Below are 11,847 nucleotides of genomic sequence, written 5' to 3'. Positions count from 1 at the left end.
GCGGTAAACCACACAAGGTGCACAAGGAAATTTTTATCGCGCCGGATGGCTTCTGGTATGCTTAACAAACTGCAATGTCCGATAAAAAAACATAAGGAGTCGGGATGAACTCTCAATCCCAGGCAAGCAAATCCCCCGAGCAGCTACGCGCTATGGTCGCCGGGACACTGGCCAATTTTCAGCACCCCACCCTCAAACATAATCTGACCGCCCTAAAAGCCCTGCATCATGTCGCGATGCTCGATGACACGTTACACGTCGAGCTGTTGATGCCGTTCGCCTGGCGTAGTGGTTTTGAGGCTTTACAAGAGCAATGCAGCTCAGACTTATTGCGCATCACCGGCGCAAAAGCGGTTGACTGGAAACTCAGCCACAACATCGCCACGTTAAAACGCGTGAAGAACCACCCTGGCATTAACGGCGTGAAGAATATTATTGCGATCAGCTCTGGCAAAGGTGGAGTTGGCAAGTCGAGTACGGCAGTCAACCTGGCGCTGGCGCTGGTTGCCGAAGGGGCGAAAGTCGGGATTCTGGATGCGGATATTTATGGCCCATCAATCCCGACCATGCTGGGTGCAGAACACGAACGCCCAACCTCACCGGACGGCACACACATGACGCCGATTGTGGCGCATGGTCTGGCAACCAACTCCATCGGTTACCTGGTCACAGACGAAAACGCCATGGTGTGGCGCGGCCCAATGGCCAGCAAAGCGCTGATGCAGATGCTGCAAGAAACCATGTGGCCGGATTTAGATTACCTGGTGCTGGATATGCCGCCGGGTACGGGTGATATCCAGTTAACGCTGGCGCAAAACATTCCGGTTACCGGCGCTGTGGTGGTCACCACGCCGCAAGATATTGCGTTAATTGATGCGCGCAAAGGCATCGTCATGTTCGAGAAAGTCGACGTGCCGGTACTGGGCATCGTTGAGAACATGAGCATGCACATTTGCAGTAACTGCGGCCATCACGAAGCGATTTTTGGCACCGGCGGTGCGCAGAAACTGGCGGATCAATACCACACCAAATTGCTGGGGCAGATGCCATTGCACATTACGCTGCGTGAAGATCTTGATGCCGGTAAACCGACAGTGGTCAGCCGTCCGGAAAGCGAATTTACTGCAATCTACCGCCAACTGGCGGGAAGTGTGGCCTCAACGCTTTACTGGCAGGGTGAAGTGATCCCGGCGGATATCGCGTTTAGAGCGGTGTAATTTAAAACAACCCTCATCCCGACCTTCTCCCTGAGGGAGAAGGAGAAAACCGAGTTCCCTCTCCAGGGGCTGTCTCTTAGTCACATCTGCGCGAGTCGGGAGACAGTTCCGTTCACCCAGTGTTCAGTGTTTCACATAGCCACTGAACCGGTGAACGTCTTAGGGTGACCACCGTCGCCACCCTAAGAACCCGGACTCCCGGCAATTTAATCACCGGGCGCCGGGGTTGCCAGGGGGCTGGCGTGAGCCACCTGGCACGTTCACCGTTTTCGGGAATTAAAGAGATAACTGAACACACTGGTGAACGGAAAAACCTCTCATCTTACAGAGCTCAACCTGACAAAATTGCCGGGGTGAGGGCTATTTATTCCCAAAATCAATAATTATTGAATCGCTTCAAAGAAAGTTAAGCGTGAACGTTGTATGTTACGCGCCCTCAAAGACTCAACGGCGGGCGCAATGTACGAATTTAACCTGGTGTTACTGCTGCTTCAGCAGATGTGCGTCTATCTGGTTATCGCCTGGTTGATGAGTAAAACGCGGCTGTTTATCCCGCTGATGCAGGTCACCGTTCGTTTACCACACAAATTACTCTGCTACGTCACCTTCTCCATTTTTTGCATTATGGGTACCTATTTTGGTCTGCACATTGATGACTCCATCGCCAATACGCGAGCGATCGGCGCGGTGATGGGCGGGTTGCTCGGCGGGCCGTTGGTGGGTGGCCTGGTCGGGCTAACCGGTGGGCTACATCGTTATTCCATGGGCGGCATGACCGCGCTGAGCTGCATGTTTTCTACCATTGTTGAAGGCTTGCTCGGCGGCTTGTTACACCGTTTGCTGATTCGCCGTGGGCGCAGCGATTTGCTGTTTAACCCGCTGACCGCCGGTGGTATCACGCTGCTGGCTGAATTCTTCCAGATGGGCATTATTCTGCTGATTGCACGCCCGTTCGCTGACGCACTCAACCTGGTGAAAAGTATTGCCGCGCCGATGATGGTGACCAACACCGTCGGTGCCGCGCTGTTTATGCGCATCTTGCTAGACAAACGCGCGATGCTTGAAAAATACACCTCGGCATTTTCTGCCACGGCGTTGAAAGTTGCGGCCTCCACCGAAGGGATTTTGCGCCAGGGGTTTAACCAGGAAAACAGCATGAAAGTGGCGCAGGTACTGCATCAGGAGCTGGATATCGGTGCCGTCGCGATTACCGACAATGAAAAGTTGTTGGCGTTTACCGGCATTGGCGCGGATCACCATCTGCCGGGCCGCCCGATTTCTTCGGCTTACACCTGGCAGGCCATTGAACGCGGTGAAGTGGTGTATGCCGATGGTAACGAAGTACCTTACCGCTGCTCGCTGCATCCAAACTGCAAGCTTGGCTCAACGTTAGTGATCCCACTGTACGGCGAAAACAGCCGCGTGATTGGCACCATCAAACTGTATGAAGCGAAAAACCGCCTGTTCAGCTCGATTAACCGCACGCTTGGCGAAGGCATCGCACAACTGTTATCCGCACAGATTCTGGCGGGGCAGTACGAACGGCAAAAGCAGATGCTCACGCAATCAGAAATCAAACTACTCCACGCGCAGGTCAACCCGCATTTCTTGTTTAACGCACTGAATACGCTGGTGGCGGTGATCCGCCGCGATAACGAACAGGCTTGCCAACTGGTGCAATATCTCTCGACATTCTTCCGTAAAAACTTAAAGCGCCCGAGCGAGATAGTGACACTTGCCGATGAAATCGAGCATGTGAACGCCTATCTGCAAATCGAACAAGCACGTTTTCAGTCGCGCTTACGCGTGCAACTGAATGTTCCGCAGGCGCTGGCGCTGGTTCGCTTACCCGCCTTCACTTTGCAGCCGATTGTCGAAAATGCGATTAAACACGGCACCTCGCAACTGCTCGGGGTGGGAGAAATTACCATTAACGCCTGTCAAATAGGCGAACATCTGCACTTGTCTGTGGAAGACAACGCCGGGTTATATCAGGAAAACCCCAGTGCCAGCGGGCTGGGTATGAGCCTCGTGGATAAACGCCTGCAAGCCCGCTACGGCGATGACTGCGGTATTAAAGTGGATATGGAAGCAGACCGGTTTACCCGTATTACCCTACGTTTACCTCTGGAGGAAACCCCATGTTAAAAGTACTGATTGTCGACGACGAGCCGCTGGCGCGTGAAAACTTGCGCATCATGCTGCAAAACGAGCCTGACATTGAGATTGTGGGGGAGTGTGGTAATGCAGTTGAAGCGATTGGTGCTGTGCATCGTTTGCACCCTGACGTGGTGTTTGCGGATATTCAGATGCCACGCATCAGCGGCCTGGAAATGGCGAGCATGCTCGACCCTGAACAGCGTCCGTACATCGTGTTTCTCACCGCGTTTGATGAATACGCGGTACGGGCATTCGAAGAACATGCTTTTGACTATTTGCTCAAACCGATAGACAGCAAACGGCTGGAGAAAACCTTGCACCGTTTGCGCCATGAACGCATCGATCAAGACATCACCCTGCTGGCACCAAACCAGGAAGATCTCAAATTTATCCCGTGTACCGGGCAGAGCCGCATCTACCTGCTACAAATGGAAGAAGTGATGTTTGCCAGTAGCCGGATGAGCGGTGTGTATGTCACTAACGCGCAAGGTACTGAAGGATTTACTGAACTCACATTACGTACGCTGGAAAGCCGCACTCCCCTGGTACGCTGCCATCGGCAATATCTGGTCAATATGAAGCACCTCAAAGAGATCCGTTTTGAAGATGGCGGCCAGGCAGAGCTAATGCTGCGCGACGGGCAATCCGTTCCGGTTAGCCGCCGCTATTTAAAGAGCCTGAAAGAGGCGTTGGGGCTAAAAGCGATGTAGTTTTTATCCACTCACCGGCCTATACTTGTACAATAAATTGCACAAGTGGAGCTTACATGCAGGTTATTACATTTTCTGAGGCGCGTAATCGGCTCAAAACCGTTCTTGATGACGTTGTGGACAATGCCGATATTACAGTTATCACCCGCCGTGATGCTGAAGATGCGGTAGTGATGTCGTTGGATTACTACAATTCCTTGATGGAAACCGTTCATTTGCTCAGCTCTCCGGCAAATGCGACACGCCTGATGGAATCAATGGCGCAGGTACAGGCAGGTAAAATCTCACGGAGAGAGATTATTGATGAAGACAACGAATAGATTACTCGCATGGACCGATCACGCCTGGGATGATTATCTATGGTGGCAAACGCAAGATAGAAAGACGTTAAAGCGCATTAATAAACTGATTGAAGATGCGCAAAGAAATCCTTTTGATGGTTTAGGAAAACCTGAACCGTTACGTGAAAACCTCAGTGGGTTGTGGTCCCGGCGGATAAACGAGGCCGATCGTCTGGTTTATAGTGTTAGCGACGATCTGCTCACCATTTTCCAGTGTCGCCTGCATTACTAAATCTGCGCACAGCTTCAGAACGCTATATACTGCCCGCTTTCAAGATTTAGAACGAGAGAACCATCACTATGATGAATAACGACGTATTACGCAGCGTGCGCTACATGCTGAATTTGGGCAACGACGATATGGTGAAAATTTTCGCCCTGACCGACACTGCCGTGACTGCTGAGCAAATCGTAACCTGGACCAAAAAAGAAGATGAAGAGAACTTCAAACTGTGTCCAGACATCCTGATGGCGAACTTCCTTAACGGTTTGATTTACTTCAAACGCGGTAAGGATGAAAGCAAACCTGCACCGAAAATTGAACGCAAGATGACCAATAACATCATCCTGAAAAAGCTGCGTATTGCGTTTGATTTGAAAACCGACGACGTTCTGGAAATTCTGACCACCCAGGAATTCCGCATCTCAATGCCAGAAATCACCGCGATGATGCGCGCTCCAGAGAACAAAAACTTCCGCGAATGTGGCGACCAGTTCCTGCGTTACTTCCTGCGTGGTTTAACTGCTCGCGTGCACGTCGCGAAGAAGTAAGCCTTATTGCGGCGGATGACGCTTACGCTTATCCGCCCAAAAAATTATCCCCGCGCTTCATTTTTCCGTTTCACGATATCCGCCATCACCGCCAGAGCAATTTCTGCGGGTGTCTTGCTGCCAAGCGGCAAGCCAATGGGCGCGTGAATACGTTGCAGCTCTGATGTGCTTAACTCCGCAAGTTTTTCTAAGCGCTCAAGCCTGCGCGCACTGTTCTTTTGCGACCCCATCGCACCAATGTAAAATGCGGGTGTATTCACCGCTTCCATCATCGTCAGGTCATCCATGCGTGGATCGTGGGTCAACGCGACAATCGCGGTATTAGCGTGGCAGGGGTGTTGCTCAAGATAGTTAGCCGGAAACTGTTTCAGCAGCGTAATGTCAGCTTTTAGCTGGGCGGCAAAGTTTTCCAGCACTTCTGGACGGTTCTCGCAAACTAACACTTCAAAACCCAACGCACTGGCAAACTCGGCGCAATACAGCGCCACACTCGACAACCCGGCAATCAGCAGGCGTGGAGCGGCGGCAATATGCAGTGTCACCTGTTGTCCATCGCGTGCAACCTGGGTCATATCAGCGAATTCTTTCACTTCCAGATGGCGGCAAGGCTCAGGCAACGTCAGGCATTTTTCCAGCGCAAAATGGCCATTCAGCGCCTGATGCATTTTTTCGAGATATTCCACATTTCCCGGCGTAGCAGGCAGGTATTCGACCAAAATATCCAGCACGCCGCCACAGGGTAGTGCTATCCCTGGTTCCAGCCCTCCTTCGCCATAACGCACAATCTGGCTGGCTTGTTGATACTCACCTTGCGCTATACGTTGCAAAAAATCCTCTTCTACACAGCCACCGGAAAGCGAACCGCAAAAACGCCGATCTGCGGTGGCGACCATCAAGGCTCCTGGTGAACGGGGCGATGAACCATAAGTGTTTAATACCGTACACAACCAAACCGGTTGCTGAACAAGCCAGATACACGCCTGGTGGACCACGCTGATATCAAGGTGCTGCATGATTTTTCTCACTCCGTTGTATCAGTTGTGAGGGGAGGTCGATATCGCGCTGTGAATCGCTATCTTTAACTTCGATAAAATGAATGGTTTCACCACGCAGCAATTCCCGCGCACCGTTGTCACCGGTTAACTGGCAAAGCTTGCCAAACCAGGCCGGTGAAAACCCCACCGGATGGCCAGGTTGTGCATTCACATAAGGGCGCACCAAAGGGTGAAATTCCAGAGCCTGTGCAACTTCGACAAAAACAGAAGGGGGGACAAACGGCATATCCGCCAGATGAATCAGCCAGCCATGCCACTGTGGGGTTGCGCAAACACCTGCGGCAATCGACTCGCCCAATCCGCTGCTCGCGATAAGCGTAAAGGGAACCTGTTGTGCGCGGCACAACGCTTGAATTTCACTATTTTCCGGACGCGTCACCACATGTACCGCAAGGCCAGAAGCCAGAGCATGGTGCAGTGTTTGCGCAAACACGCTGCCATCGTTGAGCAACGCATTGAGTTTATTGCCTTGTCCACCCGCTTTTTTGAAGCGCTCTGCACGCCCGGCTGCGGTGATAATAATGCCAGCTTTCATGTTCAAGACTGATTCCTCAGTGCTTTTCTATTTGCGCCAAAACGCCAATGATTTGCGCAACAATGTTTTTTTTATGAAAATGAGATGTTAATTCTCACATGATTTAAGTTAAATACATATACTTATATTCACTACGGAAATACGTTGAAAATACACTCAATTGTTTGAAAAAAAGACAATAATAATTTAAATGGGATGTTTTATGAGCAATTTTAATCCATCACGGCGCAGCTTTATTAAACGCGCGGTGGTTGCCGGAGTCGCGGTCTATCTCGCCCCTCTCTATAGCCGAGCCTATGCCGCGCTATTTGAGCAAAAAATTCTCCAGTCTCCGAACTGGGATGCGAAAAACAAGCGCATCCGTTTCCGTATTGATGGCCGGGCGAAAGTCATGGGGCATAAAGTTTTTGCGCGTGATATTCGCGCTGTCGATATGCCGCACTGGCCGCAGAAACAGGCGCACGCTTTTATTCTGCGCACCACCAAAGCCGACAGGCTGTTTAATGGTATCGATCTCTCGCTATTAGGCGATGACCTGAAACCGGATCGCGTTGTCACAGCCGTTGATTTGGCGCGTGATGGCCTGGCATTCCCGGCGTTTTACGGCGAAGACATGCTCCTGCCGACCGGCAAAACGCCAGCTTACCTCGGGCAAGCGGTCGCTATTCTGATCTACCACGATTTTGCTCGCTTTCGTTTTGCCAAAGATAAACTGAAATTCAAAGACGAAGTGATCCAATACGGCGCTGAAACTGGCCCGCTGGAGCGTGACCCATGGGGCACTTTCCGCTTCGTGCGCGTCGGTGGCGCAACTTCGCAAGATGACGACCATTTCTCCAGTCTGAAAGATATGCCGATTTTCCCGTTGTCGATGAGAAGGCATTTGCCGGTCTGGCCGGAAGGGCGTGAAGGCGGCAAACTCGATGAAGAAGGGATGTTCTACGCAGGCCAAATTGCTGACGAACTGAAAAATCCGCCACAAGACTGGCTGGTCATGTCTCGCCGTTACACCACCCAATCTATCGATACCGCGGCACTTGAGCCAGATAACGCCAACGGCTGGTTCGATGAAGCGACCCAAACTTTGCACTTAGTTGTGCCAACGCAATCCCCGCAGGAAGTGGCTGACGAAATGCCACGCATGCTGGCAAAACGCACCACGCCGGTGAAACAGCTGATTCTGCATCCGTGTTACACCGTCGGTTACGGTTCCAAAGATCACTACAACTTCCCGTATTACGGCGCGGTGGCGGCAATGTATGGCGACGGGCATCCGGTGCGCCTGGCGAACGACCGTTACGAGCAGTTCCAGAGCTCGCTCAAACGCCACGCCTTTGACATGAATTACACCATCGCGGTCAACAAAAATACCGGCATCATGCAGTCGTTCCTTGGCGATATGACGGCCAACGGCGGCGGGCGCAGCAACTTTACGCCGTCTGTGTCGATGGTTGGAGCAACGGCGGCGCAGTCCATTTACTACTTCCCGAAAAGTGATTTATCGGCGGTGGGCGTTGCTTCTCGCGCTATTGATGCCGGTTCCGCTCGCGGATACGGCACGCTGCAAAGCATGGCTGCCACCGAAATGATGGTCGATGAAATTGCTGCAGAACTGAAGATTGATCCGATTGAATTCCGTATGCGCAACGCGCTGAAATCGGGCATGAAAAACACCCAGGGGGCGATCCCGGCTGGGGCGATTCGTGTGGATGAAGTGCTGGCAAAAGCTGCAAAACATGAGATGTGGCTGAAACGTGCTGAACGTAAAGCTGAATTTGAAATGAAGAACCCCGGCAAGCGCTTTGGCGTGGGCTTTGGTTGTGTACAAAAAGATTTTGGCACCGGAGCGGAAACCTCGTTTGCGCGGGTAGAAGTCAGTGCTGACGGGCGCATAGCTTTGCATCACAGCGGCGCGGAAATGGGTACCGGCATGTCGACTTCGCAATCGGTGCTGTGCGCACAATGGCTGGGGAAACCTGCTGACGAAGCGCATTTCTCGGTCACGGACTGGAGCACGCTGCCGGTTGTCACCAGCGGCGACCCATACATTATGTCGCAGGAAGAACAGGACAAACTGGCGGCGAACCCTTCCTGGTCGCCGTCTTACTGTTCGCCATCCAGCGCCAGTAACTCAGCATATTACTTCTCCCACAGCACGCGTGAAGCGGCACGCCTGGTGTTTGAACACGGCTTGTGGCCTGCGGCAATGTCTATCTGGACCACCGGTATTGGCGGCGGTCAGGCTGCACCATTAGTGGTGCGTATCGAAGACGCTCGTTGGGTAGAAGGCGGTTTAACTGCCGCTGGCATGGAAATTTTAAGCCTCGAACTGCTGGCGAAAAAAGCCCACGAAATGGGGATGATGACCGGTGCGACGGTACACGTCTTTAACCGCTGGCAGTGGGCCGAAGCCGATTTCAACATTGGCGGACAAAGCAAACGCCTGCCGATTGACGGCCTGTCGGTGCGTAACGGCAACGGTGAATTCACCACACTTGCCCGCGAACATGTTTACTATCCGCCAACCCAGCGTAATAACGCCTCTGTAACCTATTACAGCGCAGTCGGCACGCTGGCTGAAGTGGCTGTGAGCCTGGCGACCGGCGAAGTCGAACTGTTGAATCACCACTCGATTATGGAGTGCGGCAATTTAATCGTCCCGGAGCTGGTTTCCGGGCAATTGCAGGGCGGGCTGGCGATGGGTATCGGCCACGCGCTACACGAATATTTACCGCTTTATGAAGACGGACCCGGCAACGGCACATGGAACTTCAACCGTTATCACCTGCCGCGTGCCAGCGACGTTGCGGTCTGGAAACAGACTGGCGATGTGCTGCCTGCGCTTTCGGAAACCGACCCGCCAAAAGGTATGGCTGAAGTCGTGATGATCCCAGTGGTTGCCGCGTTGGTTAACGCCATCGCCGACGCCACCGGCCACCGTTTCCGTGATTTGCCTGTCCGTGCTGAAAATATTCGTGAGGTATTACCATGAGCATCAAAACTAAACCAATGACGCTGACCATCAACAACAAATCGTACGGCCCAATCGACGTGCCTGAAGGGTTGATGATGATCGATTTCCTGCATGAATATGTCTATTTGACTGGCTCACGTCTGGGTTGCGGGCAGGGGATTTGCCACGCCTGTGTGGCGATTGTTGATAACCCAAGCGGCACCAGCGAAGAAGTGCGCACCTGCATTACCGGCGCGCATTTCTTTAACGGCAAAAAAGTGCGCACCGTTGAAGGCCACGCCAAAGTTGATGAACAAGGCGAAGTGGTCGAGCTTTCACCAATTCAGCAATCTTTCCTCGATCATTACAGCTTCCAGTGCGGCTACTGCACACCGGGCTTTGTCAACGCGGCGACGATTTTCGTTGAAAAACTCAAGCGCGAACCGATTGCCCGTGAAGAACTGGAAGGGGCAATTTCTACTGCGCTGGAAAACCATATCTGCCGCTGTACCGGCTACGTGCGCTACTACGAAGCGGTGCGTGATGTGGTGCTGAAAACGCCAGGATTAGTGAAGGAGGCGGTGAAATGAAAAAACGTCTTGCGCTAATTGTGCTGGCGATTGTCGTCATTATTGTGGCGATTTTGTACTGGCGGGAATACCGCACGTATGACGGCCCGGTGCAGAAAGTGACCGCCAGCAAGGAACAAATCGAACGTGGTCGTTATCTGACAAAAGCCGCTGACTGCGCGGCTTGCCACACCGCATCTGGCGGCGCACCACTGGCGGGCGGCTATCCGTTAGAGTCCCCTTACGGCACCATTTATGGCAGCAACCTGACACCCTCTGCGGATAACGGCATTGGTCGCTGGACGAAGGACGATTTCTATCAAGCGTTGACCGAAGGTGTGACCCCGACCGGGCGTCACCTGTTCCCGGCGATGCCATACACCTCTTACAAAAATATCTCGCGCCAGGATTCAGATGATATTTACGCGTATCTGATGACGCGCCCGGCCGTCAATGTGGCAACACCAGATAACGAAATGAGTTTCCCGTTCAACCAGCGTATCGCGCTGATTGGCTGGAATATTCTGTTCCATAACAAGGATCCTTTACCGGCGATATCTGAAGGTAATTCTGCCGACTGGCAGCGCGGGCGTTATCTGGCAGATGTGCTGGGGCATTGCGGTGAATGCCATACCGAGCGTGGGTTACTCGGACAGATGAAGCTGGATAAAGCGATGCAAGGCGGGGAATTAGGGCGCTTTATGGCTCCTGATATTACGCCAAAAGCGTTAGCACAACGTGGCTGGACGCCTGACGATGTGAAGCAATTCCTCACCACTGGCTTTGCCCCGCAGGGCAGCGCGTTTAGCGAAATGCACATGGTGGTCGACCTCAGCACCCAGCATCTGACGCCTGAAGATCAAAAAGCGATGGCGACGTATCTGATGGGCGAAATGCCTCCTGCTGCGGTTCCGGCGGCATTGGGCAAAGGTAACGAAGCAGGGCGCATGACTTATCTCGACCAGTGCGCCGGTTGCCACGCACGTGAAGGCGAGGGCAAACCGCACGTGGCGGTGTCGATGCTCAACAACGCCACGTTGCGCCAGCCAGATGCCAAAAACCTGATTGTCTCAGTACTTGACGGCCTGCCAGCGCAGAATTTCCCGAACGGCGAAAGTATGCAGAGTATGCCTGGTTTCGGTGACCGCTTGAACGATGAGCAAGTTGCTGAACTGGTGAATTACCTGCGCGTGACGTGGGGTGGTTTGCCGGGGGATGTGACGGCGGAGCAGGTGAAAGCGTTGCGGGCAGCGCAGAAGTAAACTGGGCGTTGGGGCCTATGCCGGGTATGGCGGTGTTCCGTTCACCTGGAAGTTCTCCTTCCCCATAAATATCAATGAACGGTGAACGTGTAAGGGGGATTACGACATCCCCCTTACGACCCCGTCGCCCGGCAAATCAATCGCCGCAAGCGGTAAACACCGTTTTTCACCCAACATTCGGGGTCGTTCGCGACTCGTTCCGGACGATCGCTCTCTCACGTGGTTCCCGACCACGTGACCCCGACTGAAGGGTAAAAAACGGCGCGATTGAAGC

Annotated in this window: 11 protein-coding genes; 9 read left to right on the top strand and 2 right to left on the bottom strand. The window is 53.0% G+C overall.

Annotated elements, in window-relative coordinates; all coding sequences use genetic code 11:
• The first annotated feature begins 104 nt into the window (after positions 1 to 104).
• The 6 genes from apbC to EC843_RS06160 all read left to right on the top strand — a co-directional run bounded on the left by apbC (position 105) and on the right by EC843_RS06160 (position 5,199).
• Positions 105 to 1,217 (top strand): iron-sulfur cluster carrier protein ApbC, encoded by a 1,113-nt coding sequence (gene apbC / locus EC843_RS06185; protein ID WP_064545083.1) that lies wholly within the window; start codon positions 105 to 107, stop codon positions 1,215 to 1,217.
• A gap of 459 nt (positions 1,218 to 1,676) precedes the next feature.
• Positions 1,677 to 3,365, top strand: coding sequence for a sensor histidine kinase (locus tag EC843_RS06180; protein WP_133522074.1), 1,689 nt, complete (start codon positions 1,677 to 1,679; stop codon positions 3,363 to 3,365).
• Positions 3,359 to 4,087: a two-component system response regulator BtsR gene (btsR, locus tag EC843_RS06175; RefSeq protein WP_064545087.1), complete on the top strand. Its 729-nt coding sequence runs from the start codon at positions 3,359 to 3,361 to the stop codon at positions 4,085 to 4,087. Before EC843_RS06180 ends, btsR begins: the two co-directional genes overlap by 7 nt.
• Before the next feature lie 56 nt (positions 4,088 to 4,143).
• Positions 4,144 to 4,407, top strand: coding sequence for a type II toxin-antitoxin system prevent-host-death family antitoxin (locus tag EC843_RS06170; RefSeq protein WP_133521914.1), 264 nt, complete (start codon positions 4,144 to 4,146; stop codon positions 4,405 to 4,407).
• On the top strand, positions 4,391 to 4,660 hold the full coding sequence (locus EC843_RS06165) for a Txe/YoeB family addiction module toxin (protein WP_064545091.1): 270 nt from the start codon (positions 4,391 to 4,393) through the stop codon (positions 4,658 to 4,660). Before EC843_RS06170 ends, EC843_RS06165 begins: the two co-directional genes overlap by 17 nt.
• Before the next feature lie 68 nt (positions 4,661 to 4,728).
• Positions 4,729 to 5,199: a DUF1456 family protein gene (locus EC843_RS06160; protein WP_064545093.1), complete on the top strand. Its 471-nt coding sequence runs from the start codon at positions 4,729 to 4,731 to the stop codon at positions 5,197 to 5,199.
• Between the two features lie 44 nt (positions 5,200 to 5,243).
• Here EC843_RS06160 and EC843_RS06155 read toward each other — a convergent pair whose 3' ends face one another.
• The gene (locus tag EC843_RS06155; protein WP_133521913.1) at positions 5,244 to 6,212 is read right to left on the bottom strand and encodes an XdhC family protein; all 969 of its coding nucleotides are present in this window, start codon (positions 6,210 to 6,212) and stop codon (positions 5,244 to 5,246) included.
• Positions 6,199 to 6,789, bottom strand: a complete 591-nt coding sequence (locus EC843_RS06150; protein WP_133521912.1) for a nucleotidyltransferase family protein — start codon at positions 6,787 to 6,789, stop codon at positions 6,199 to 6,201. The genes EC843_RS06155 and EC843_RS06150 overlap by 14 nt, the downstream gene beginning before the upstream one ends.
• Before the next feature lie 202 nt (positions 6,790 to 6,991).
• Here EC843_RS06150 and EC843_RS06145 point away from each other — a divergent pair, with 202 nt between their 5' ends.
• From EC843_RS06145 to EC843_RS06135, 3 genes are read left to right on the top strand one after another with little or no spacing between them, the layout of a single operon-like run.
• Positions 6,992 to 9,781, top strand: a complete 2,790-nt coding sequence (locus EC843_RS06145) for a molybdopterin cofactor-binding domain-containing protein (protein ID WP_133521911.1) — start codon at positions 6,992 to 6,994, stop codon at positions 9,779 to 9,781.
• Positions 9,778 to 10,332, top strand: a complete 555-nt coding sequence (locus EC843_RS06140; RefSeq protein WP_064545101.1) for a (2Fe-2S)-binding protein — start codon at positions 9,778 to 9,780, stop codon at positions 10,330 to 10,332. The genes EC843_RS06145 and EC843_RS06140 overlap by 4 nt, the downstream gene beginning before the upstream one ends.
• Entirely contained in the window at positions 10,329 to 11,573 is a 1,245-nt protein-coding gene (locus EC843_RS06135) for a cytochrome c (protein ID WP_133521910.1), read from the top strand. Before EC843_RS06140 ends, EC843_RS06135 begins: the two co-directional genes overlap by 4 nt.
• The last annotated feature ends 274 nt before the right edge of the window (positions 11,574 to 11,847 follow it).

This window comes from Buttiauxella sp. JUb87 (assembly GCF_004361975.1).
GTDB lineage: Bacteria > Pseudomonadota > Gammaproteobacteria > Enterobacterales > Enterobacteriaceae > Buttiauxella > Buttiauxella ferragutiae.
The sequence above is the reverse complement of the archived record's forward strand: the minus strand, read 5'-3'. Positions and strand labels throughout refer to the sequence as shown.